The organism is Phreatobacter cathodiphilus (assembly GCF_003008515.1).
Classification (GTDB): domain Bacteria; phylum Pseudomonadota; class Alphaproteobacteria; order Rhizobiales; family Phreatobacteraceae; genus Phreatobacter; species Phreatobacter cathodiphilus.
Window position 1 is genome coordinate 964260 of record NZ_CP027668.1, and the last position, 22628, is coordinate 986887.

20 protein-coding genes are annotated in these 22628 nt (G+C 70.3%); 15 read left to right on the forward strand and 5 right to left on the reverse strand.

Annotation, left to right across the window (positions count from 1 at the left end; translation table 11 throughout):
• Window positions 1–78: 78 nt before the first annotated feature.
• Window positions 79–1332, forward strand: coding sequence for a tyrosine--tRNA ligase (gene tyrS / locus C6569_RS04655; RefSeq protein ID WP_106747741.1), 1254 nt, complete (start codon window positions 79–81; stop codon window positions 1330–1332).
• A 4-nt stretch (window positions 1333–1336) separates the two neighbouring features.
• On the forward strand, window positions 1337–1954 hold the full coding sequence (locus tag C6569_RS04660) for a glutathione S-transferase family protein (RefSeq protein ID WP_245898233.1): 618 nt from the start codon (window positions 1337–1339) through the stop codon (window positions 1952–1954).
• A 4-nt stretch (window positions 1955–1958) separates the two neighbouring features.
• Here the strand turns inward: C6569_RS04660 and C6569_RS04665 are convergent, their stop codons facing one another.
• The 4 genes from C6569_RS04665 to leuC are packed head-to-tail and all read right to left on the reverse strand — an operon-like array spanning window position 1959 to window position 4471.
• Window positions 1959–2213: a Txe/YoeB family addiction module toxin gene (locus tag C6569_RS04665; RefSeq protein ID WP_106747742.1), complete on the reverse strand. Its 255-nt coding sequence runs from the start codon at window positions 2211–2213 to the stop codon at window positions 1959–1961.
• Entirely contained in the window at window positions 2210–2464 is a 255-nt protein-coding gene (locus tag C6569_RS04670; RefSeq protein ID WP_106747743.1) for a type II toxin-antitoxin system Phd/YefM family antitoxin, read from the reverse strand. The genes C6569_RS04665 and C6569_RS04670 overlap by 4 nt, the downstream gene beginning before the upstream one ends.
• Window positions 2465–2495: 31 nt before the next feature.
• The gene (gene leuD / locus C6569_RS04675; RefSeq protein WP_106747744.1) at window positions 2496–3077 is read right to left on the reverse strand and encodes a 3-isopropylmalate dehydratase small subunit; all 582 of its coding nucleotides are present in this window, start codon (window positions 3075–3077) and stop codon (window positions 2496–2498) included.
• Window positions 3074–4471 (reverse strand): 3-isopropylmalate dehydratase large subunit, encoded by a 1398-nt coding sequence (leuC, locus tag C6569_RS04680; protein WP_245898234.1) that lies wholly within the window; start codon window positions 4469–4471, stop codon window positions 3074–3076. Before leuC ends, leuD begins: the two co-directional genes overlap by 4 nt.
• Window positions 4472–4653: 182 nt before the next feature.
• Here leuC and C6569_RS04685 point away from each other — a divergent pair, with 182 nt between their 5' ends.
• The 13 genes from C6569_RS04685 (at window position 4654) to C6569_RS04745 (ending at window position 21235) form a co-directional block, all read left to right on the forward strand.
• Entirely contained in the window at window positions 4654–5460 is an 807-nt protein-coding gene (locus tag C6569_RS04685) for a GntR family transcriptional regulator (RefSeq protein ID WP_106747746.1), read from the forward strand.
• Between the two features lie 95 nt (window positions 5461–5555).
• Window positions 5556–6773: an ABC transporter substrate-binding protein gene (locus C6569_RS04690; RefSeq protein ID WP_106747747.1), complete on the forward strand. Its 1218-nt coding sequence runs from the start codon at window positions 5556–5558 to the stop codon at window positions 6771–6773.
• Between the two features lie 78 nt (window positions 6774–6851).
• Entirely contained in the window at window positions 6852–7733 is an 882-nt protein-coding gene (locus C6569_RS04695) for a branched-chain amino acid ABC transporter permease (RefSeq protein ID WP_215905792.1), read from the forward strand.
• A gap of 220 nt (window positions 7734–7953) precedes the next feature.
• A complete protein-coding gene (locus C6569_RS04700) occupies window positions 7954–8955 on the forward strand; it encodes a branched-chain amino acid ABC transporter permease (RefSeq protein ID WP_106747748.1) in 1002 nt (333 codons plus the stop codon).
• Window positions 8955–9695, forward strand: a complete 741-nt coding sequence (locus tag C6569_RS04705) for an ABC transporter ATP-binding protein (RefSeq protein WP_106747749.1) — start codon at window positions 8955–8957, stop codon at window positions 9693–9695. Before C6569_RS04700 ends, C6569_RS04705 begins: the two co-directional genes overlap by 1 nt.
• Window positions 9696–9699: 4 nt before the next feature.
• Window positions 9700–10401 (forward strand): ABC transporter ATP-binding protein, encoded by a 702-nt coding sequence (locus C6569_RS04710; RefSeq protein WP_106750899.1) that lies wholly within the window; start codon window positions 9700–9702, stop codon window positions 10399–10401.
• A gap of 56 nt (window positions 10402–10457) precedes the next feature.
• Complete coding sequence (locus C6569_RS04715) at window positions 10458–11342, forward strand: isocitrate lyase/PEP mutase family protein (protein WP_106747750.1); 885 nt, start codon at window positions 10458–10460, stop codon at window positions 11340–11342.
• Window positions 11339–12991, forward strand: a complete 1653-nt coding sequence (locus C6569_RS04720; RefSeq protein ID WP_106747751.1) for a hydantoinase B/oxoprolinase family protein — start codon at window positions 11339–11341, stop codon at window positions 12989–12991. The genes C6569_RS04715 and C6569_RS04720 overlap by 4 nt, the downstream gene beginning before the upstream one ends.
• Window positions 12992–13220: 229 nt before the next feature.
• Window positions 13221–15272, forward strand: a complete 2052-nt coding sequence (locus C6569_RS04725) for a hydantoinase/oxoprolinase family protein (RefSeq protein WP_106747752.1) — start codon at window positions 13221–13223, stop codon at window positions 15270–15272.
• Window positions 15272–15868: a cysteine hydrolase family protein gene (locus tag C6569_RS04730; RefSeq protein ID WP_106747753.1), complete on the forward strand. Its 597-nt coding sequence runs from the start codon at window positions 15272–15274 to the stop codon at window positions 15866–15868. Before C6569_RS04725 ends, C6569_RS04730 begins: the two co-directional genes overlap by 1 nt.
• Window positions 15869–16064: 196 nt before the next feature.
• Complete coding sequence (locus C6569_RS04735) at window positions 16065–17468, forward strand: FAD-dependent oxidoreductase (RefSeq protein WP_106747754.1); 1404 nt, start codon at window positions 16065–16067, stop codon at window positions 17466–17468.
• A gap of 8 nt (window positions 17469–17476) precedes the next feature.
• Entirely contained in the window at window positions 17477–19402 is a 1926-nt protein-coding gene (locus tag C6569_RS04740; protein ID WP_245898236.1) for an aminopeptidase P family protein, read from the forward strand.
• A gap of 132 nt (window positions 19403–19534) precedes the next feature.
• Window positions 19535–21235: a methyl-accepting chemotaxis protein gene (locus C6569_RS04745; protein WP_106747755.1), complete on the forward strand. Its 1701-nt coding sequence runs from the start codon at window positions 19535–19537 to the stop codon at window positions 21233–21235.
• Window positions 21236–21301: 66 nt separating this feature from the next.
• Here C6569_RS04745 and C6569_RS04750 read toward each other — a convergent pair whose 3' ends face one another.
• Window positions 21302–22603 (reverse strand): amidase, encoded by a 1302-nt coding sequence (locus C6569_RS04750; RefSeq protein ID WP_106747756.1) that lies wholly within the window; start codon window positions 22601–22603, stop codon window positions 21302–21304.
• Window positions 22604–22628 lie beyond the last annotated feature (25 nt).

Consider the following 22628-nt stretch of genomic DNA (forward strand, 5'->3'; position numbering starts at 1 on the left):
GAAATTGCAGCCCGCCTCTGCTACACCGCGCCTCCGCCGGGCGCGAGTGTCCGGCACTCAGCCCCAACTGGAAAGATCATGGCCGCCCCTCAGTCCGACTTCCTGCGCATCCTCACCGAGCGCGGGTTCATCCACCAGTGTTCCGACATGCAGGGCCTCGACGCCCTGGCGGCCAAGGGGGAAGTCGTCGCCTATGTGGGCTATGACTGCACGGCCCCCTCGCTCCATGTCGGCCACCTCCTGTCGATCATGATGCTGCACTGGCTGCAGAAGACCGGCGCCGGCAAGCCGATCACGCTGATGGGCGGCGGCACGACGCGGGTCGGCGACCCCTCGGGCCGCGACGAGACGCGCAAGATCCTCTCGATCGACGACATCAACGCCAACAAGGACGCGCTGAAGGGCGTGTTCGCGAAGCTGCTCACCTTCGGTGACGGCAAGACCGACGCCATCATGCCCGACAATGCGGAGTGGCTGACCAAGCTCAACTACATCGAGATGCTGCGCGACATCGGCCGGCACTTCTCGGTGAACCGCATGATGACCATGGATTCGGTGCGCATGCGGCTGGAGCGCGAGCAGGAGCTCTCCTTCATCGAATTCAACTACATGATCCTGCAGTCCTACGACTTCGTCGAACTCGCCCGGCGCTACGGCACCAACCTGCAGATGGGCGGCTCCGATCAGTGGGGCAACATCGTCACCGGCGTCGATCTCGGCCGGCGCATGGGCACGCACCAGCTCTACGCTCTGACCTGCCCGCTGCTGACGACCGCCTCCGGCGCCAAGATGGGCAAGACCGCTGCCGGCGCCGTCTGGCTCAATGCCGACATGCTGTCGAACTACGATTACTGGCAGTTCTGGCGGAACACTGAGGACGGCGACGTCGCCCGCTTCCTCAAGCTGTTCACCCTGCTGCCGATGGCCGAGATCGACCGTCTCGCCGCGCTCCAGGGCGCCGAGATCAACGAGGCAAAGAAGGTTCTCGCCACCGAGGCGACGGCGCTGGTGCGCGGCCGCGAGGCGGCCGAGGCCGCCGCCGAGACAGCGCGGAAGACCTTCGAGCAGGGCGCTCTCGGCGACGACCTGCCGGTGGTGACGGTTCCGGCGGCCGAGCTCGCGGCGGGTATCGGCGTGCTCTCGCTCTTCGTCCGGGCCGGCCTCGTCGCCTCCAACGGCGAGGCGCGTCGTCAGGTCGCCGGCGGCGGCCTGAAGCTCAACGACGAGGCCGTGACCGATCCGCAGGCGGTGGTCACCGCAGCAGCCCTGAAGGACGGCGTCGCCAAGCTGTCCTTCGGCCGCAAGAAGCATGTGCTCGTGAAGGTGGGATGAGACGATGACGATGAAGTTCTTCTATGGCCCGAAGACCTGCGCGCTGGCCTCGCGCATCGCGCTGGAAGAGGCGGGCGCGTCTTACGAGCCCGTCCGCGTCGACTTCGCCTCGGGCGAGCAGACCAAGCCCGCCTATCTCGCCGTGAACCCCAAGGGCCGGGTGCCGGCCCTCGTCACCGACCGCGGCGTTCTCACCGAAAACGTCGCGATTCTCGCCTTCGTGGCGCAGAGCCACCCCGAGAAGAAGCTGGCCCCGCTCGCCGACCCCTTCGCCTTCGCCGAGATGCAGGCCTTCAATTCCTATCTCGCCTCCACCGTGCACGTGAACCACGCCCATAAGCACCGTGGCGCCCGCTGGGCGACCGAGGAGAGCTCCTTCCTCGACATGCGCCGCAAGGTGCCGGAGACCATGGCGGCGAGCTTCCGCCTCATCGAGACCGAGTTCTTCCGCGGCCCCTGGGTCATGGGCGAGGCCTATTCGGTCGCCGACGCCTATCTCTTCACGGTGACGCGCTGGCTGGAGGGCGACGGTGTCGACGTGGCGCAGTTCCCGCGCGTCGCCGACCACATGAAGCGCATGGGCGAGCGTCCCGCGGTGCAGGCGGCCCTCGCCGGGGAATGATCCCTCAGTAGTGGTAGCGGCACTGGGCGATCTCGAGCACCTCGCCGCGCATGCGGTAGACGAGGCGGTGCTCCTGGTCGATCCGCCGCGACCACCAGCCCTGGAATTCGTTCTTCAGCGGCTCCGGCTTGCCGGTGCCGGTGAACGGCGTGCGTCGGCACTCGCGGATCAAGGCGTTCAGCTTCTTAAGAATCCTGCGATCTGCCTCCTGCCAGTGCAGGTAATCCTCCCAAGCAAGGGGGTGGAACGCGACGGTCATTCCAGGAGATCGCGCACGATGCCTTTGCCCTCATCGAGCCCGGTGATCGCTTCCAGCAGGCGCCGACGGTTCTCGGGGCTCTTCGTCAGATAGGTCGTCTCTTCCATCGACGTGTAGTCCTCCAGCGAGATCAGCACCGCGGGCGGCTTGCCGCCCTCGCGGGTGATCAGCACCGGCGCATGGTCCGCCGTCACCTGGTCGAGGGTGGCGGCGAGGGTCTTGCGGAGTTCGGTCGAGGTCTTGACGCGCATGGTGAGAATGTACGCCAAAACGTACGCAATCTCAACCGCGGCGCGGTGTCGCCCAGGGTCTCTCGCCGGCATCGCGCGCCGTGAAGGCGGCGATGGAGCCGGCCTCGGCCAGGGTCAGGTCGATGTCGTCCCAGCCGTTGAGGAGCTGGGTGCGCCAGACCGGATCGATGGCGAAGGGCACCACGATGTTGCCGCAGACGATGGTCTGTGCGGCGAGATCCACGGTGACGGGAAGATCGGCGGTGTCGAGCAGCCGTTCAGCGTCCTCCTCGCTCACCCTCGCCGGAACCACGCCGTTCTTCACGCAGTTTGAGGCGAAGATGTCGCCGAAGCTCGGGGCGATCACCGCACGGAATCCATGATCGGCGAGCGCGTAGACCGCCGCCTCGCGCGACGAGCCGCAGCCGAAATTGCGGCGCGCCACCAGGATCGTCTGGCCGGAGGAGGGGGCCGGCGCGCCGCCTTCGGCCACGAGGTCGTGGAGCAGGAAGCGGCCATAGCCCTCGGGCTGGCGCGGCTCCTTCATGAAACGCGCGGGGATCAGCTGGTCCGTGTCGACATTGGCCACCGGCAGCTTCAGCATCGCGGCCGTGTCACGCGTGAAGGGTTTCATGCGAACCGCCTGACGTCGGTGAGCGTGCCGGTGACGGCGGCGGCCGCCGCCATGGCCGGCGACATCAGATGCGTGCGCGCACCCGGCCCCTGCCGGCCCTTGAAGTTGCGGTTGGTGGTGGAGGCGCAGCGCTCGCCGGCCGGCACCGTGTCGCCGTTCATGCCGACGCACATGGAACAGCCGGAGGCGACCCATTCGAGCCCGGCCTCGGTGAAGATGCGGGCGAGGCCCTCCTCCTCCGCCTGCTGCTTGACCAGCGACGAGCCGGGCGACACGAGCCCCGGCACCACCGCCTTGCGGCCCGCCAGGATCTGCGCTGCGGCACGCAGGTCCTCGATCCGCGCATTGGTGCAGGAGCCGATGAAGACCCGGTCGATGGCGACCGATTGCAGCGCCTGTCCCGGCGCCAGCGCCATGTAGTCGAGCGCGTCGCGCGCCGCCGCCGCCTTCACCGGATCGGCGATCCGCCCCGGATCGGGCACGGCGGCGGTGATCGGCAGCGCCTGTTCGGGGCTGATGCCCCAGGTGACGGTGGGCGCGACGTCGCCGCCGGCGAGGTTCACCTCGCGGTCGAAGGCGGCATCGGGATCGCCGGCGAGCCCCGCCCAGGCCTCCACCGCCCGGTCCCACAGTGCGCCCTCCGGCGCGAAGGGACGCCCCTTCAGATAGGCGAAGGTGGTGGCGTCGGGCGCCACCATGCCGCAGCGCCCGCCGGCCTCGATCGACATGTTGCAGAGGGTCATGCGCCCCTCCATCGACAGCGTTCGGATGGCGTCCCCCGCAAACTCGATCGCGTGGCCCGCCGCGCCGTCGGCGCCGATGGTCGCGATGACGGTCAGCATGATGTCCTTGGCAGTGATGCCCGGCGCGGTCCGTCCGTCCACGTTGATCCGCATGCGTTTCGGCTTCTTCTGCCACAGGGTCTGCGTCGCCAGGACGTGGGCGACCTCGGAGGCCCCGATTCCGAAGGCATAGGCTCCGAAGGCGCCGTGGGTGGAGGTGTGACTGTCGCCGCAGACCACCGTCAGCCCCGGCAGCGTCAGGCCCTGTTCGGTGCCGGTCACGTGGACGATGCCCTGCCGCGGGTCGTCAAGCCCGAACAGGGTAATGCCGTGGGCGGCGGTGTTGGCGCTGAGCTGGTCGACCATGCGGGCGATGGAGGCGTCCGCCACCGGGCCGCCGCGTCCGCGCGTCGGGACGTAATGGTCGGCGACGCCGAAGGTGAGGTCCGGCCGTGCCACCGCCGCGCCGCGAGCTGCAATCTGGCCGAAGGCGTGGTGAGAGCCCTCATGCACGAAATGGCGATCGATCCACAGCAGCGAAAGCCCGTCCGCGCGGCGCTTCACCACGTGGCTGTCCCACAATCGGTCGAACAGTGTGGCCGGCAGATCCACTCTCATCTCCACGACGATGCTTGACGGACAAACATTGTATCATAGGATAGACAAAGCTCGAAATTTCTCTATCTCTATCCATCGAACAGGCTGGCAGACAAATGCAGACCGTCGCACTGCCGAACAAGGGGCCCGCGCCAAGGCGCCCCGGTGCGACTCCCGGCCTGAGGGGGAGAGAGGTCATGGCGGAAGCAATCGAGACATCGAAGACGCGGCGCGTCTATCTGACGTTGAGGGACCGGATTTCCTCCGGCGAGCTGACACCGGGCACGCGCCTCCCGTCCGAGCCCGACCTCGCCGGCCTGCACGACGTGTCGCGTGTGACCATCCGCCGGGCCCTCGCCGAGCTGGAGCGCGAAGGGCTGATCTCGCGCCGGCCGGGGGCTGGAACCTTCATCACGGCCCGCATGATCAAGCGACCGATCGTCGCGGACCTGTCCAATGCGCTCGCCCATCTCGTCGAGATGGGGCGGTCCACCGACGTCCGGCTGCTGCAATTCGGCTATGTCGAGGCCAACCCCGACGTCGCCGAGGCGCTGAAGCTCGAGGCCGGCGAGCGGGTACAGCGCTCGGTGCGCGTCCGCATCATCGACGGCGAGCCCTTCTCCTATCTCGTCACCCACGTGCCGCAGCGCATCGGCACGACCTATACGGAGGCCGAGCTCGGGGCCCAGCCGCTGCTGACGCTCATCGAGCGCTCCGGCGTCAAGGTCGACCGCGCCACGCAGACCATCACGGCGGCGCTCGCCGGCCCCGACGTCGCCGAGGCGCTCGGCGTCGACATCGGCGCGCCGCTCCTCGCTCTCAACCGCGTCGTCTTCGACGTGAAACGGCGTGGCATCGAGCATCTGACCGCCTTCTACCGACCGGACCGCTATTCGTTCCAGATGGACCTCGTCCGCATCGATTCCGGCGGCGACCGCCTGTGGTCGCCGGTGGAGCGCCTGCGCATGGGCGTCGGACTCAACGGAGCGGACGCCAACGATTGACGGGACACCGGCGCCTCGGGCGCCCCGCAAAGACGACACGAGCGGGCGATCAACGCCTGCCGCTTCCAGAGTGTAACGGACGGAGACCAGCCACCATGACCGACTGGACTGCAACGACGCGACGTAGCCTCCTGAAGACCGGCGCCGCCGGAGCCGCCATCATCGCCGCACCGGGCCTCGTCAGGGCCCAGGCCCCCGTGGTGAAGCTCGGCATCCTCCAGCCGGTCACCGGCGCCCTCGCTCAGGACGGTGAATATGGCCGGCTCGGCGCCCAGCTCGCCATTGACGAGATCAACAAGGCCGGCGGCATCAAGTCGCTGGGCGGCGCCATGATCGAGATGGTCTTCGGCGACGCCCGCTCCAACCCGGAGGCCGGCACCCAGGAGGTCGAGAAGATGCATGCCGAGGGCGTCTCCGCCATCGTCGGCGGCTTCGCCTCGCCCATCTGCCTCGCCGCCTCCCAGGCGGCCTCGCGCTACGACATCGCCTATGCGGTCGATGTCGGCGTCTCCGACCAGATCGTCTCGCGCGGCCTGAAGAACACCTTCCGCTTCGGCCCCGGCTTCGGCGCGGTCACCCGCGCCGCCATCGAGAACCTCGTCAAGCTCAACGACGCCGCCGGCAAGCCGGCCAAGACGGTGGTGCTGGTTCACGAGGACGGCCTGTTCGGCACCGGCCTCGCCAAGCTGATGAACGACCGGCTCTCGGCTCTCGGCTTCCAGATCCTCGAGACCATCCCGCACCCGACGCCGGCCCGCGACATGTCCAATGTCGCCCTGCGTATCCGCGCGCTGAACCCCGATCTCGTCATCCCCTCGAGCTACTACGGCGAGTTCGTGCTGCTCGCCCGCACCATGCAGCAGCAGCGCATTCGGCCGAAGGGCATCTATGCGGTGCTCAACGGCGCCGCCTCGAACTTCCGCTTCGTCAAGGAATTCCCGGACGCCGCCAACAACGTCATGGACTGCAACCACTGGGCCGATCCGCGCAAGCCGAAGACGGCCGAGCTGCGCCGGCAGGTGGAGGCCATGGGCCGCTTCTGGCTCTACAACGTGCCGCTGAACTATTCCTCGGTGCGGCTGGTGGCCGATGCCGTCGAGCGGGCGGGCTCCCGCGACCGCATCAAGATCATCGAGGCCATGGCCGCCTCCACCTTCGCCGACCACATCATGCCCTACGGGACGACGAAGTTCGAAAACGGCCAGAACACCGCCGCCGCCCCGGTCAACACCCAGGTGCAGAACGGCGACATCAAGGTGATCTTCCCCGACACCTTCGCCGACGCCAAGCCGGTCTTCCCGGTGACCGGCTGAGGCCGTCGCTCCGCAGTCCCTCCACCCCGCGGCCGGCCACCTGCCGCGGGGTCGTCATGCCGGTGAGGTCTCTCTCCCGTGTTCAGGTCCTATCCGCCGCAGATCGTGCTCGAAGCCGTGCTCAACGGCCTCCTCACCGGCGCCGTCTATGCCCTGGTCGCGCTGGGGCTGACGCTGGTCTACGGCGTGCTGCACATCATCAACTTCGCCCACGGCGCCATGCTGACGCTGGCGATGTTCGCGGTTCTGGTGGCTCATCTCGGCTTCGGCATCGACCCCTATCTCGCCATCCTGCCGCTGACCCCACTCTTCTTCGCCTTCGGCTACGGGCTGCAGCGCTTCGTCATCTCGCCGGCGAGCCGGAACGACGACGGCGCCATCCTCCTCGTCACCCTCGGCCTGTCGATCGTTCTGGAGAACCTGCTGCTCGCCGTCTTCCGCTCGGACACGCGGGCGCTGACGCTGGACTATTCCTTCTCGGTGGTGGACCTCGGCTTCGCGCTCTTGTCGCTGCCGCGGGTCATCGGCTTCGGCGTCGCCATCGTGGTTGCGGCCGGCCTGTGGGCGATCCTCGCCCTCACCGACACCGGCAAGGCGATCCGCGCCGTGGCGAAGGAGAAGCTCGGCGCCTACCTCGTCGGCATCGACGTCAACCACATCTATGCGGTCACCTTCGGGCTGGGCGCCGCGACGCTGGCGGTGGCCGCCTGCCTCCTGATGCCGTCCTTCTACGTCAATCCGCGCGTCGGCAATGCCTTCGTCCTCGTCGCCTTCACCGTCGTGGTGCTCGGCGGCATGGGCTCCATCGCGGGGGCATTGCTCGGCGGCCTGGTCATCGGCGTGGTCGAGAGCCTGTCGGGTCTCTATCTCGGCGAAAGCCTCGGCCAGATCGGCATCTTCCTCATCTTCATCCTCGTCCTGCTCGTCCGGCCGACCGGCCTGTTCGGAGCCAGGGCATGAGAGTTGCCCAAATCTGCCCCCCACCCCTGACCCCTCCCCGCCGCAAGCGGGGGGAGGGGAGGCGTTGGTGCTTCCTGGCAAGCACCATATTCCGCGATGGTGCAGGGACCGCGCTTTTCCCCTCCCCCCGCTTGCGGCGGGGAGGGGTGAGGGGTGGGGGGTGGTCGCATGAGAGCCTCGTCCCGTCGAGTCTCCGCCAGGCATCCGGGGAGGCTCCGCGATGACCCCCGGCACCGTCGCCGCCTACCGCTCCATTCTGCTCGCGATTGCCGCTCTGGCGCTGCTGCCGCTGGCCGTGCCGCTGCTCGTCGGCGCCGGCCTCTTCGCCGGGGCCAACACCTTCTTCAACCTGATGATCTTCATCCTGATCATCACGCTCGCGGCGCAGGGCTGGAACATCGCCGGCGGCTATGGCGGGCAGTTCTCCTTCGGCCACGCCGCCTTCTTCGGCACCGGGGCCTATGCCCAGGCGGTGCTGCAGACCCGCTACGGGGTCAACGCCTGGGCGGCGCTGCCGGCCGCTATGGCGCTCGGCGGCCTCGTCGGCGCGGTGATCGGCATTCTCGCCTTCCGCGCCCGCCTGCGCGGCTCCTACTTCGCCCTCGTCACCCTCGCCTTCGCCGAGGTCTTCCGCATCCTCGCCAACGCCACGCCGGTCACCGGCGGCGCCGCCGGCACGCTGGTGCCGCTGCGCATCGGTTTTGGCCAGATGCAGTTCGAGGCCCCGGCCGCCTTCTTCTACCTCGCGCTCGCCTTCGTGGCCGGGGTGCTGGTCCTCAACCGGGTGCTGGAGCGCTCGCGCTTCGGCGCCTGGCTGGTGGCCGTCAGGGAGAACGAGGATGCCGCCCGGGCGCTCGGAGTCGACACCCTGAAGGTCAAGCTCAAGGCCATCACGCTGTCCGCGGCGATCACGGCGGTCGCCGGCGCGCTCTACACCCAGAAATTTCTCTATGTGGACGCCAACATCGCCTATGGCGCCTGGATCTCGGTCGAGGCGCTGCTCGCACCCATCGTCGGCGGTATCGGCACCGTCTTCGGCCCGCTCCTCGGCGCCATGGCGCTGATCGGCCTCGGCGAGGCGGCCAAGACCGTCATCCACGCCGCCTTCGGCTCCGCCGTGCCGGGCGTCGACCTCGTCGTCTACGGCGTGCTGCTGATCCTGGTCATCGCCTTCGCGCCGCGCGGCCTCATCGGCCTCCTCAAGAGCCTGGGAGGGCGCTGATGCTGGTGGTCGAGGGCCTCACCAAGCGCTTCGGCGGCCTCGTCGCCGTCAGCGACGTCAGCCTCACCGTGCCCGAAGGGTCGATCACCGGGCTCATCGGCCCCAACGGCGCCGGCAAGACCACGCTCTTCACGCTCGTCTCCGGCTTCCAGGCGCCGAGCGCCGGGCGCGTGCTCTTCGCCGGCGAGGACGTCACGGGCGAGACGCCGGAACGGCTGGCGCTGCGCGGCATCGCCCGCACCTTCCAGATCGTCCAGCCCTTCGCCGGTCTCTCGGTGCTGGAGAACGTGGCCGTCGGCGCCTATCTTCGCCATCCCGGCCGCAGCGAGGCCATGGCCCATGCCGAGGCGGTTGCCGCCCAGGTCGGCCTGACCGACCTCGGCCGTCCCGCCTCCTCGCTCACGGTCGCCGGGCGCAAGCGGCTGGAACTCGCCCGCGCCCTCGCCACGGGTCCCCGTCTCCTGCTGCTCGACGAGGTGCTGGCGGGGCTCAACCCCTCCGAGATCCGCGACATCATTCCGGTCATCCGCGCCATCCGCGAGAGCGGCGTGACCATCCTGATGATCGAGCACGTCATGCAAGCGGTGATGAGCCTGTGCGAGCACGTCCACGTCCTCGCCAACGGCCGCCTCATCGCCGCCGGCTCGCCCGGCGAGGTGGTGGCCGATCCGGCGGTGGTGGAGGCCTATCTCGGCCCCGGCGCCGCCGGCCGCCTGCAGAGGGGGGCCGCCCATGGCTGAGCCGATCCTCGCGGTCGAGAACCTCGTCGCCGGTTATGGCGCGACCGAGATCCTGCGCGGTCTGTCGATGAGCGTCGCGCCGGGGGAGATCGTCGCCGTCCTCGGCTCCAACGGCGTCGGCAAGACGACGCTGAACATGGTCCTCTCCGGCATCCTGCGGGCCTCGTCCGGCACCGTCCGCTTCCTCGGCGAGGACGTCACCCGCGCGACGCCGGGCGACATCGTCTCCCGCGGCCTCATCCACGTGCCCGAGGGGCGCAAGATCTTCCCCAACATGACGGTGCGCGAGAACCTCGTGCTCGGCTCCTACCGGCGCGGCAGGCCGGCCCGCACCGCCAACCTCGACCGGGTCTTCGCAACCTTCCCGCGCCTCGCCGAGCGCGGCGGCCAGTTCGCCGGCACCCTCTCCGGCGGCGAGCAGCAGATGCTCGCCATCGGCCGCGGCCTGATGGCCGAGCCCAAGCTCCTCATCCTCGACGAGCCCTCTCTCGGCCTCTCGCCGCTCCTCGTCGAGGAGATGTTCGCGCTGGTCCGGCGCATCCATGCCGACGGTCTCGCCGTGCTGCTGGTCGAGCAGAACGTCGTGCAGTCGCTGGAGGTCGCCTCGCGCGCCTTCATCCTCGAAAACGGCGTCTTCGCACTATCGGGTCCGGCCGCGGACCTCGCGGCCAGCGACGACCTGCGCCGCGCCTATCTGGGGCTCTAGACCATGCCCCTGTCCACGCCTGCCATTCATGACCAAGGCCTTGCCGGAGACTTTCGATGACCCGCCCTGCTGACACCCTGCGCGCTCGGCTCGACCAGCGGCCGGTCCTGCTGGCACCGGGCGCGGTGGATCCGCTGACGGCCCAGATCGCCGTCCTCGCCGGCTTCGAGGCGGTCTATCTGACCGGCGCGGGCATCGCCTACACCCGGCTCGGCATGCCCGACATCGGCCTCACCACCATGAGCGACGTCACCGACGTCATCATGCGCATCGCCGACAAGGTTTCGGTGCCGCTCATCGTCGACGGCGACACCGGCTTCGGCAACGCCATCAACGTCCAGCGCACGGTGCGCTGCTTCGAGAGGGCGGGGGCGGCCGCCATCCAGCTCGAGGACCAGACCTTTCCCAAGCGCTGCGGCCATCTCAGGGGCAAGGCCGTGGTACCGACCGAGGAGATGGTCGGCAAGATCAAGGCGGCGGTGGACGCCCGCCAGAACGGACTGCTCGTCGTCGGCCGCACCGACGCCGGGGCCGTGGAGGGCTTCGAGCGCGCCTTCGAGCGCGCCGAGCGCTATGCCGAGGCGGGCGCCGACATCATCTTCGTCGAGGCGCCGCGCACCCGAGAGGAACTCGCCTCGGTGCCGAAGCGGCTCGGCTCCATCCGCCCGCTGATGGCCAATATGGTCGAGGGCGGCCGCACGCCCATGACCCCCGTCGCCGACCTCGAGGCGATGGGCTTCAGCCTCGTCGTCTTCTCCGCCGGCGTCGTCCGTGCCATGGCGAAGACCGCCCGCCGCTTCTACGACACGCTGCGCGCCGAAGGCACGACCGACTCGATCCGCGAGGACATGTACGGCTTCGACGAGCTCGCCGACATCGTCGGCACCACCGACCTCCTGGAAATCGGCAAGCGCTACGACACGACCGGGGACGGGGCATGAGCCTCGATCCGGTCACCCTCGCGGTCCTCAAGGGGCGGCTCGAGCAGATCGCCGACGAGATGGACGCGACGCTCTACCGCTCGGCCTTCAACCCGATCATCGCCGAGGCGCGAGACGCCTGCCACGGCCTCTACCACCGCGACACCGGCGACACCCTCGTCCAGGGCACCAAGGGCCTGCCCATCTTCGTCGGCGCCATGGCCTTCGCGGTGAAGGCGGTGATCGACAAGGTGAAGGCGCAGGGCGGCCTGAAGCCCGGCGACACCTTCATCTTCAACGATCCCTATGCCGGCGGCACCCATCTCAACGACATCCGCCTGGTGCGGCCGGTCTTCCGCGACGGCGAACTGTTCTGCTGGCTCGCTTCCGCCGGCCACTGGCTCGACCTCGGCGGCAACGTGCCCGGTGGCTACAACCCCGTCGCCACCGAGAGCTTCCAGGAGGGCGTGCTGATCCCGGTGGTGAAGCTCGTCGCCGGCGGCGAGATGCGCCAGGACATCCTCGACATCCTCGCCGCCAATTCGCGCCTGCCGAACTCCAACTGGGGCGACCTCAACGGCCAGCTCAACGCCCTCGACCTCGGCGAGAGCCGGCTGAACGCGCTGCTCGACCAGTACGGCGCGGCGACCGTCGAGGCCGCCTTCGAGGCCTTCTCGCTGCGCGCCGAGGCGCTGATGCGCGAGGCCATCGCGGCGCTGCCCGACGGCACGTATGCCTTCGAGGATTATCTCGACAACGACGGCATCGTCGATGCCCCGCTCACCGTCGCCCTCGACCTGACCATCGCCGGCGAGACCATGGTGCTCGACGTCTCGCGCTCTTCGCCGCCCTGCGCCGGCCCGATCAACATCTCGGTGCCGACCACCATCGCCGCCTGCTACGTGGCGCTGAAACACGTCTTCACCGACGTGCCCGCCAATGCCGGCTGCCTCAGGCCCATCACCTTCGTGGTGCCGGACACGACGCTGCTCGGCGCGACGGCGCCACGGCCCATGGCCGGCTATACCGAGACCATCCTGCGCCTCATCGGCGTCGTCTTCGGCGCGCTCGCCAAGGCGGTGCCGGAGCGTGCTACCGCGGGGCCCTTCGGCACGATCAACGCCCTCTCCATGGCCGGCCACCGGGCGAACGGCCAGCGCTGGGTGATGTTCAACTTCTTCGGCGGCGGCCTCGGCGGCAATCCCGAGAGCGACGGGCTCAACCACGCCAACAACCCCATCTCCACCGCCACCATGCCGCCCGTGGAAATCCTCGAGGCGGCCTATCCCGTCATGTTCACGCAATGGGCGCTCAGGCCCGATTCCGGCGGCGAGGGCACCCGGCGCGGCGGCCTCGGCGCCGTCTACGAGATCGAGGTGCTGGACGCGCGCGGCGCCGAGGTCTTCCTCCTCGGCGAGCGCGGCCGCTACGCCCCTTTCGGTGTCAATGGCGGCGGGGAGGGGGCCCTCAACCGCTTCACATGGAGCGACGGCGCAACCACCGGTTCGCCGCCCATGGCCTCCAAGGTCACCGGCGTGAAACTGCCGCAGGGCGGCCGGGTGAGGCTCGAAACACCCGGCGGCGGCGGCTTCGGCGATCCCACCGGCCGCGACCCGGCGGCGCGCGAACGGGATCTCAGGCTGGGCTATGTGACGGGGGCAGGGGCATGATGGCGGCCCGCTCCCTTCGGCCCGGTGGCCCCCCACCCCTGACCCCTCCCCGCCGCAAGCGGGGAGAGGGGAAGGGCGCCCCCTTCCTCACTGCGGCGGCTTCGGTGGCGCGCCCGCGGATGTCGCTCGTCTCCCCTCCCCCCGCTTGCGGCGGGGAGGGGTCAGGGGTGGGGGGCATGGTCCCCAATGATATCGATTCCTCCGCGACCACGCGGACATACAGCAGGGCATGCCCATGACCACCCTCGTCGGCGTCGATGTCGGTGGGACCTTCACCGACCTGTTCTTCCTCGACGAGGCTTCCGGCACGTTCCGCACGGCCAAGGTGCCGTCGAACCGCGGCGACGAGGCCGTCGGCTTCCTCGAAGGGCTGAAGACCTTCGGGGCGCTCTCTGCCCTCGGCTCCATCGTCCATGGCACCACGGTCGGCACCAATGCGCTCCTGGAGCGTAAGGGCGCCCGCATCGGCGTCATCACCACGGCCGGTTTCCGCGACGTGCTGGAGATGCGCCGCCGCGACCGCCGCAACACCTGGGGCCTGTGGGGCGACTTCACCCCCGTGGCCGACCGGGACATGCGCGTCGAGGTCGCCGAGCGCACCCTCGCCAACGGCACGGTGCGCACCGCGGTCGATCCGGTGGAGGTCGCAACGGCAGCCAAGGCCCTGGCTGCGGCCGGCGCCACCGCCCTCGCCATCGTCTTCGTCAACGCCTACGCCAATCCCGCCAACGAGCGCGCCGCGGCCTCGGCCGCCCGCGCCGTCTGGCCGAACGAGCACGTCTCCGTCTCTTCCGAGATTCTTCCCGAGATCCGCGAGTTCGAGCGCGCCTCCACCACCGCCCTCAACGCCTATCTCCAGCCGGTCGTCGGCTCCTATCTCGCCAAGCTCGAGACGGCGCTCGCGGGCGAGGCCTTTTCCGGCGCCTTCCACATCGTCCAGTCGAACGGCGGCGTCATGTCGACGGCCGGCGCCCGGCGCCTGCCCGTCCGCACGGCGCTGTCGGGGCCGGCCGCCGGCGTCATCGCGGCGGCGGCCATCTCCACTGCGGCCGGCTATCCCGACATCATCACCGGCGACCTCGGCGGCACCTCCTTCGACGTGTCGCTGATCGCCGGGGGCGAGGCCTCGCTCGCCGCCCAGACGACGATCGATTTCGGCCTCGTCATCCGCTCGCCGATGATCGAGATCACCACCATCGGCGCCGGCGGCGGCTCCATCGCCCGCGTCGACCGCGGCGGCTTCCTCGAGGTCGGACCCGAGAGCGCCGGCTCGCGCCCCGGCCCGGTCGCCTATGGCCAGGGCAATGAGCGCCCCACCCTCACCGACGCCAACATCGTCCTCGGCCGCATCAACGCCGAGCGCCCCATCGGCGGCAAGCTCGCCCGCCTCGACGTGGAGGCGGCGCGACGGGCGCTGGCGGTCCATGTCGGCGAGCCGCTGGGTCTGTCGCCGGAGGAGGCCGCCGAGGCGGTCGTCCGCATCGCCGATGCCCGCATGGCCGGCGCGATCCGCCTCGTCTCGGTGGAGCGCGGCCACGATCCCGCGACCTTCGCCTTCGTGCCCTTCGGCGGCGGCGGCGCGCTCCATGCCGGCGCGCTCATCGCCGACATCGGGCTGAAGGCCGCTCTCGTGCCGCGCTTTCCCGGCGTCACCTCGGCCATGGGCTGCGTCATGGCCGACATTCGCCACGATCAGGTGCAGACGCTGAACCTCCTCCTCGACGGGCTCGACGCGGACGCCCTCGACCGTCGCATGGGTGAAGAGGGCGCCGCCGCCCATGCCGTCGTCGCCGGCGCCGGCCTCACCGTCGGGCGCATCGACGTGACGTTCGAACTCGACATGCATTATCTCGGGCAGACCCATACCGTCGCCGTGCCCCTTCCGGTGACGCTGGCGCAGGGCCGCACCGGCATCACCGAGGCCGTCGTGCGAAAGGCCTTCGAGGCCGCCTATTCCCGCGCCTTCTCCCGCCTGCTGCCCGGCCTCGGCATCCGCATCGTCAACCTGCGAACCGCCGCCATTGGCCGGCGTCCGGCCATCGACCTCGCGGCGCTGGCGCCGCCGGCCTCCGCGACGCTGGAGGCCGCCCGCACCGGGGCGCGGCCGGTCTGGTTCGGCGGCTGGCGTGAGGCGGCGGTCTTCGCCCGCCTCGACCTGCCGGTGGATGCGGTGGTGGAGGGGCCCGCCGTGCTGGAGCAGCCGGACGCCACCATCCTGGTGCCGCCCGGCCAGCGCGCGCGCGTCGACCGCTTCGGCAACCTCGTCATGGAGCGCCTGTGATGGACCTCTCCCGCACGGCCCTGCTCGTCTGCGACCTGCAGAACGACTTCCTCCACCCTAACGGCGCCTATGGCCGCGCCGGCCAGTCGGCCCCCGAGATCGCGGCACTGCCCGACCGGTTGAGGCCGCTCGCCGATCTCATCCGGGCGAGGGGCGGCTGGATCGTCTCGACCCACTTCACCCTGGTGCCGGGCAAGGGCGGTGAGCCCTTCATCTCCGACCACCTCAGGACGTTGCGACCCTTCCTGAAGAAGGGCGACTTCGTGCCGGGCTCCTGGGGCCACGACACGGTGGACGCCCTCCAGCCGGTCGATATCAGGGTGGAGAAGGTCGCCTATTCCGCCTTCTACATGTCGCGGCTGGAATGGGTGCTGCGGAAGGCCGGGATCGAGACCCTGCTCGCCTGCGGCATCGTCACCAATGGCGGCGTCGCCTCCACCGTGCGCGACGCCCATGTCCGCGATTTCCACGTGACCGTCATCGCCGACGGCTGCGCCGCCTTTTCCCCGAAGGTGCACGACGAGGCCATCGCGGGTCTGAGGCCGGTCGCGCGCATCGCCACGGTTGCGGAGCTGATGGCGGAGATCGGCGGGTGAGGGCGGCGTATTCGTGCCCCTCACCCTTCCCTCTCCCCGCCCACGGGGAGAGGGCGCACCAGCGTCGCGAGACATCCGGAGTCCCGGTTCCTGGCATCGGGGTCGAGAAGGGGCTCAGCGTCGAAGTCCCCCTCTCCCCGCCTGCGGGGAGAGGGAAGGGTGAGGGGCCTCATCGCGCACACGCGGGAAGCTGCGCATGTCCCGCATCCTGACCGACGACCTGCCCTTCGACCTCACGGTCCCCGTCGCCATCGTCGGCGGGGGCGCTGCGGGGCTCTGTGCGGCCCTCGCCGCCAGGGAGGCCGGCGCCGACCTCGTCGTCTTCGAGCGCGATGCGCTGCCCCAGGGCTCCACGGCGCTCTCCGCAGGACTGATCCCGGCCGCCGGCACCGCCGCCCAGCGCGCCGCCGGCATCGCCGACGGCGTCGCCGCCTTTGCCGCCGACATCCAGGCCAAGGCCCATGGCGCCGCCGATCCGGTCGTGATGCGCGCCGTGACGGAAGGAGCCGGCCCCGCCGTCGACTGGCTGAGCGAGCGCCACGGCCTCGCCTTCACCGTCGTCGCCGACTTCTCCTATCCCGGCCATTCCGCCCGGCGCATGCACGGGCTCGCCTCCCGCTCCGGCGCGGAACTGATCGACCGGCTGCGCGCCGCCGCGGAGGCGGCGGGCGTCGACATCGTCACCGGGGCCCACGTCACGGCGCTGGTGGCGACGCCCGCCGGCCGGGTGCGCGGGCTCGTGGTGAGCCGCCCGGACGGGTCTGAGGAGCGCATCGGCTGCGACGCCCTCGTCCTCGCCTGCAACGGCTATGGCGGCAACCGCGCCCTGGTTGCCGAGCACATCCCGGCCCTGAAGGACGCGCTCTATTTCGGCCACCCCGGCAACCAGGGCGATGCGGTGATCTGGGGGCGGGCGCTCGGCGCCGAGCTGCGCCAGATGAGCGGCCACCAGGGCCACGGTTCCGTCGCCCACCCCCACGGCATTCTGGTCACCTGGGCGGTGATCATGGAGGGCGGGTTCCAGATCGATGCCGCGGGCGGGCGCTTCTGGAACGAGGCCTCCGGCTACTCTGAGGCCGCGCTCGCCGTGCTCGGTCGGCCGGGCGGCATCGCCTTCGACATCTTCGACGACCGCATCGCCGGCATCGCCCGGCAGTTCGAGGACTTCCGCCGGGCCGAGGCGGCGGGCGCCGTTCTTCAAGCGGAATCATCGGATGAACTGGCAAACCGCCTCAGCATCCCGCGGCAAGTGATTCGCGCGACTCTCGAATCCGTCGCCGACCTCAAGCGACGTCGAGCTACCGACGGCTTCGGCCGGGACTGGGCCGGCGTGCCCGACCTCGCGCCGCCCTACCGGGCCGTGAAGGTGACCGGCGCGCTGTTCCATACCCAGGGCGGCCTCGCCGTGGACGGCAGCGCCCGGGTGCTGCGCCCCGGCGGCGAGGCGCTCCCCAATCTTTTCGCGGCTGGGGGCGCCGCCGTGGGGGTGTCGGGACCGGAGGCCTCCGGCTATCTTTCCGGCAACGGGCTTCTGACCGCCGTGGTGCTGGGACGCATCGCCGGCGGCGAGGCGGCCCGTCTCGCGTCCGCCCAACCCTGAGAGCCCTCATGCCCGTCGACCTCGAGGCCCTGAAGCCCCTTCTCGCCCGCGTGCGCGCGACGCCTCCGGCCAAGGTCGCCGACGGCTGGATGGAGGCGGCCTGCCCCGGTGCCTCCGCCGCCGACCGGGAGCGCATCGCGGCCGCTCTCGCCGCCGTGCCCGAACCCTCCTTCGCGTCCGACGCCTCCCGCATCCCGGCGCTGCAGAAGATCCTCCGCAAGGAGAAGCTCGCCGCCTTCCTCGTGCCGCGGGCCGATGAGCACCAGGGCGAATATCTCGTGGCGCGCGCCGAGCGGCTGCGGTGGCTCACCGGCTTCACCGGCTCGGCGGGCTTCGTCATCGTCCTGCAGACGGAGGCGGCGCTCTTCGTCGACGGCCGCTACACGCTGCAGGCCCCCGCCGAGACGGACGCCTCCGTCATCGAGTGCCGCCACTTCAAGAAGCCGCCGGCCATCGAATGGCTGGCCGGCAAGGTGAAGGCGGGCGACCGGGTCGGTTTCGACCCGCGCATCACCCCGGTGAAGGAGGCCGAGCGCTGGCGCGACGCTCTCGCCAAGGTCGGTGCCGAGCTCGTCGGGGTCGACCGCAATCCGGTCGACGCCATCTGGGCCGACCAGCCCGGCGATCCCTATTCCGCCGTCGTGCCCCAGCCGCTGAAATATGCCGGCGAGGCGAGCGCCGACAAGCGGTCGCGGCTCGGCCGGGACATCGCCGCCCGCGGTGCCAAGGCCGCGGTGCTGAACCAGCTCGATTCCATCGCCTGGCTGCTCAACGTCCGCGGCGGCGACACGCCGGCGACGCCCCTCGTCCAGAGCTTCCTGATCCTCGCCGACGACGGCCACGCCACCTGGTATGTGGATCAGGCGAAGTTCACGCCGGCTCTCCCCGCCCATCTCGGCAACGGCGTCACGGTGAGGCCCATGGAGGCCTTCGGCGACGGGCTGACGGATCTTGCGGGCAAGCCCGTGACCATCGAGCCGGAGACCGCCACCGCCTGGATCGCCGACCGGCTGACGGCGGCCGGGGCCACACTCGTCCACGGCACCGATCCCTGCGTGCTCCCGAAGGCCCGCAAGAACCCGGTCGAGCTCGCCGGCACCCGCAAGGCCCATCTGCGAGACGGCGCCGCCATGGCGCGCTTCCTCCACTGGGTCGACCGCGAGGCGCCGGGGCAGGGGGAACTCGCCGTCATGGCGAAGCTGGAAGAGATTCGCGGCGCCGACCCTCTCCACCGGGGCGCCTGCTTCACCACCATCGCCGGCGCCGGCTCCAACGGCGCCATCGTCCACTACCGCTCCTCCCCCGCCACGGAGAGGGCGGTCGAAAAGGGCACGTTTCTGCTGGTGGATTCCGGCGCGCAATACCTGGACGGCACCACCGACATCACCCGCACCATCGCCGTCGGCAGCGTGCCGAAGCGGCTGAAGGAGCATTACACGCTGGTGCTCAAGGGCCATATCGCGGTGGCCACCGCGCGTTTTCCGAAGGGCACGGGCGGCATCGCCATCGACGGCTTCGCCCGGCGCGCCCTCTGGCAGGCGGGCCTCGACTTCGACCACGGCACGGGGCACGGCGTCGGCGTCTATCTCGGCGTGCACGAGGGACCGGCGCGCATCTCGCCCCTCTCGCAGGTGCCGCTGGAGCCGGGCATGATCCTGTCCAACGAGCCCGGCTTCTACGAGACCGGATCGCACGGGATCCGGCTGGAGAACCTCGTCGTGGTCACCGAAAGCACGATGCCGGGCTTCCTTGAGTTCGAGACCATCACCTTCTGCCCCTTCGACCGCCGGGCCATCGTCACGGGCCTGCTGACGGCCGCCGAGCGCGACTGGCTCGATCGCTATCACGCCCGCACCTGGCGCTTGCTGCAGCCGCGCCTCATCGGCAAGGATCTCGCCTGGTTGAAGCGGATGACCGCACCACTGGGAAAATGAGAGGAAAAACGGCCGCATTCCCTTTGGGAAGGGGCGATTCCTGCCACTTTTTCCGCAAAGGAACGGTCACGAGGTACCATTTGTTAATCGCATTTCCCCAATGGTTTTCGGAGTTGAACTCCTGGGGCTGACATGCGCTTCTTTTCCCGCCTACCTCTCGCCGCCAAGGTCGCCTGCACCGCGGCATTGATGATCACCGCCGTGGCCGGGGCCGCCTCGTGGTATTCGGCGATGCAGATCAACGCCGACATGGACGTCATCATCGACCGCCAGATCACCGACCGGACGGTGGGCCTCGCGCGCTCGGTCGAGGCGCTGATCGAGGGCGCGAAGGTGGAGACCGATCGCGGCGGAACGATCCTCCGGGTGAGGGTTCCGGCCCTGCCGGTCGCGGGCGATCACCGCATCGTCGATGCCTCCATCGGCGGCGCCACCATCGCCCGCCTCGACCCGGCGACCGGCGATCTCATCCGCCATTCCAGCTCGGTGAAGAACGCCGACGGCACCCGCGTCATCGGCAGCCGCATTCCCGCCGCCTCCCGCATCGCCCAGGTCATCGGCCGCGGTGAGGCGCTCACCGACCGCGTCTTCGTCGGCGGTTCGCACAGCATCGCCCGCTACGTGCCCCTGGTCGGGCCTGACAACAAGGTCCTCGGCTCCGTCGGCACCGGCCTCGGCCTGAACGAGGCGGTGGCGCTGGCCGCCAACATGCGCCAGGGCGTTCTCGTCGCCATGGCCGCGCTGACCATCTTCGCCTCCCTGGGCGTCTTCCTCGTCCTGACCGTCCTGCTGCGGCCCGTGCGCGAGGTGTCCGCCGCCATCGACGATCTCGCCGAGGGCAAGTCCGTGCCGCCGCTGGTCCATGCCCGTCGCCAGGACGAGATCGGCCTGATCGCACGCGCCGTCGACAGCCTGTCGCGCAGCCTCGCGGAGCGGGCCGAAATGCGCGCCGCCGAGGATCAGCGCGTCGCGGCTGAGCAGGCCCGCCGCACCGCCATGGAAGAGGCGGTCGCCCAGTTCGACGCCGCCATCGGCACGGTCATCGACCGCGTCGCCTCCCGCGCGGTCGCCGTCACCGGCGCTACCGGCACGGTCCACGCCGCCGGCGAGGCGGCGGAGGCCGGTGTCCGCGAGACCGTCCAGGCCACCGAGGAGACGCTTCACCGCGTCACCGGCATCGCGGGTGCCACCGAGGAGCTCAACGCCGCCATCGTCGAGATCCGCCGCCAGACCGAGGAGGCGATGAAGGTCTCCACCGAGGCGACCCAGGCCGTGGAATCGGCCGCCGCCGACGTCTCCGGGCTCGCCGCCATGGGCGAGAAGATCGGGGCGGTGGTGGAGCTGATCCGCGCCATCGCCGAGCAGACCAACCTGCTCGCCCTCAACGCCACCATCGAGGCCGCGCGCGCCGGCGAGGCCGGCAAGGGCTTCGCGGTGGTCGCCCAGGAGGTCAAGCAGCTCGCCTCGCAGACCGCCCGCGCCACCGAGGACATCGCCGCCCAGGTCGCCTCCATCCAGCAGGCGACCGGCCGCAGCGTCTCCTCCATGGGCGGCATCACCGAGACCGTGGTGCGCATGCGTCGCGCCAGCGACGCCATCTCCACCGCCATCGACCAGCAGGCTCAGGCGACCCAGGAGATCGGCGTCAGCGTCGAGGGCACGGCTTCCGTCGCGCAGACGGCCGGCGCCTCCATCGGCACCGTGTCCGAGCGCCTCAAGGCGACCGGCTCGGCCGTCGGCGCCCTCAACGACGTCGCCAAGGGTCTGGAGACCGACATCGCCGGCCTGCGGCAGGCGGTCGGCGCCTTCCTCAGCGAGGTCAAGGCGGCCTGATCCCGACCCGCGCCGGGACTGACGGGATGGCCAGGCTCCGCCCGGCCATTGTCGTTTGGAGCCCCCTCAGGCGGTGAAGGCCTGCTCCACCGCTGCGGCCATGCGGAGCAGGCGGCGGTCCTGACCGGCGAGCGCCGTCATCATGAAGCCCACCGGCAGGCCCTTCACCTTCGGGCAGGGGATCGAGATGCCGGTGAAGGTGAAGATGTTGCCGACGGTGGTGTTGCGGAGCATGAGCCCGTTGGCCGTCCAGAACTGATCGTCCGAGGCGATGAGGTCCGAGATCTTCGGGGCGCGGATCGGCGTCGTCGGCAGGATCAAGGCGTCGATGTCGGCGAGGCGGTCGCGCATGCGCGCCACCAGCTCGGCGCGCTTGTTGACGAGGCGGATGTAGTCGGGGGCGGACGCCTTGGCGCCGATGCGGATGCGCGCCAGCACCCGCGGATCGAAGTCGCGGGCCCGCTCCTCCATCCACTCCGCGTGGATGGCGGCTGCCTCCATGGCGACGAAGGGCGCCCGCGCCATGGCGTCGGCGAGCTCCTGCAGCAGGTCCTCGATCGAGATGTCGGTGATGCGGGCGCCGGCCTTGCCCAGGCGGGAGGCGGCGGCCTCGAAGGCCTGCTCGACCTCCGGCTCGATCTGGCCGAAGAGCCGCCCGCGCGGGATGGCGAGCCTGAGGCCGGCCAGCGGCGCCGGCGTCGGCGTCCAGGGCTGCTCGCCGGCGAGCACCGCGTCGGTGGCGGCGCAGTCGGCCACCGTCTTCGCCAGCGGGCCGATGGTGTCGAGCGCGTAGGAGAGGGGGAAGGCGCCCTCCAGGGGAATGCGGCCATAGGTTGGCTTGAAGCCGACGCAGCCGTTCAGCGCCGCGGGGATGCGGATGGAGCCGCCGGTATCCGAGCCGAGGCCCATGCGCACCGTCCCCTCCGCCGCCGAGACGCCGGCGCCGGAAGAGGAGCCGCCGGGCACGCGGCTCTTGTCGGCGGCGTTGCCCGGCGTTCCGAAATGCGGGTTGATGCCGATGCCGGAAAAGGCGAATTCGCTCATGTTGGTCTTGCCGACGATGACGACGCCCGCCTGGCGCAGGCGCGCGACGGTCGGCGCGTCGGCGGCCGCCGGCGGCTGCGACTTCAGGATGACCGAGCCGGCGGTGGTCACCTCGCCGGCGACGTCGAACAGGTCCTTGATCGAAATGACCCAGCCGTCGAGCGGCGACAGCTTCACGCCCGCCTTGGCGCGCGCATCGGCGGCGTCCGCCTCCGCCCGCGCCCGCTCCGCATAGACCTTGGTGAAGGTCACGCGTCCATCGGAAGAGGGGTCGTCGATGCGGGCGAGCGAGGCTTCGAGCGCATCGCGGACGGCAGTGGACATGGGAGGCACTCCGGCAAGGGTGAGG

Bases quoted from the DNA above. Each gene is read 5' to 3' on its own strand.
- C6569_RS04700 (WP_106747748.1), top strand. From the start codon at position 7,954: ATGACCCCCGGCACCGTCGCCGCCTACCGCTCCATTCTGCTCGCGATT.
- C6569_RS04715 (WP_106747750.1), top strand. From the start codon at position 10,458: ATGACCCGCCCTGCTGACACCCTGCGCGCTCGGCTCGACCAGCGGCCG.
- C6569_RS04685 (WP_106747746.1), top strand. From the start codon at position 4,654: ATGGCGGAAGCAATCGAGACATCGAAGACGCGGCGCGTCTATCTGACG.
- C6569_RS04740 (WP_245898236.1), top strand. From the start codon at position 17,477: ATGCCCGTCGACCTCGAGGCCCTGAAGCCCCTTCTCGCCCGCGTGCGC.
- C6569_RS04720 (WP_106747751.1), top strand. From the start codon at position 11,339: ATGAGCCTCGATCCGGTCACCCTCGCGGTCCTCAAGGGGCGGCTCGAG.
- C6569_RS04750 (WP_106747756.1), bottom strand. From the start codon at position 22,603: ATGTCCACTGCCGTCCGCGATGCGCTCGAAGCCTCGCTCGCCCGCATC.
- C6569_RS04745 (WP_106747755.1), top strand. From the start codon at position 19,535: ATGCGCTTCTTTTCCCGCCTACCTCTCGCCGCCAAGGTCGCCTGCACC.
- C6569_RS04690 (WP_106747747.1), top strand. From the start codon at position 5,556: ATGACCGACTGGACTGCAACGACGCGACGTAGCCTCCTGAAGACCGGC.
- leuD (WP_106747744.1), bottom strand. From the start codon at position 3,077: ATGAAACCCTTCACGCGTGACACGGCCGCGATGCTGAAGCTGCCGGTG.
- C6569_RS04735 (WP_106747754.1), top strand. From the start codon at position 16,065: ATGTCCCGCATCCTGACCGACGACCTGCCCTTCGACCTCACGGTCCCC.
- C6569_RS04705 (WP_106747749.1), top strand. From the start codon at position 8,955: ATGCTGGTGGTCGAGGGCCTCACCAAGCGCTTCGGCGGCCTCGTCGCC.
- C6569_RS04725 (WP_106747752.1), top strand. From the start codon at position 13,221: ATGCCCATGACCACCCTCGTCGGCGTCGATGTCGGTGGGACCTTCACC.
- C6569_RS04660 (WP_245898233.1), top strand. From the start codon at position 1,337: ATGACGATGAAGTTCTTCTATGGCCCGAAGACCTGCGCGCTGGCCTCG.
- C6569_RS04730 (WP_106747753.1), top strand. From the start codon at position 15,272: ATGGACCTCTCCCGCACGGCCCTGCTCGTCTGCGACCTGCAGAACGAC.
- C6569_RS04665 (WP_106747742.1), bottom strand. From the start codon at position 2,213: ATGACCGTCGCGTTCCACCCCCTTGCTTGGGAGGATTACCTGCACTGG.
- C6569_RS04670 (WP_106747743.1), bottom strand. From the start codon at position 2,464: ATGCGCGTCAAGACCTCGACCGAACTCCGCAAGACCCTCGCCGCCACC.
- tyrS (WP_106747741.1), top strand. From the start codon at position 79: ATGGCCGCCCCTCAGTCCGACTTCCTGCGCATCCTCACCGAGCGCGGG.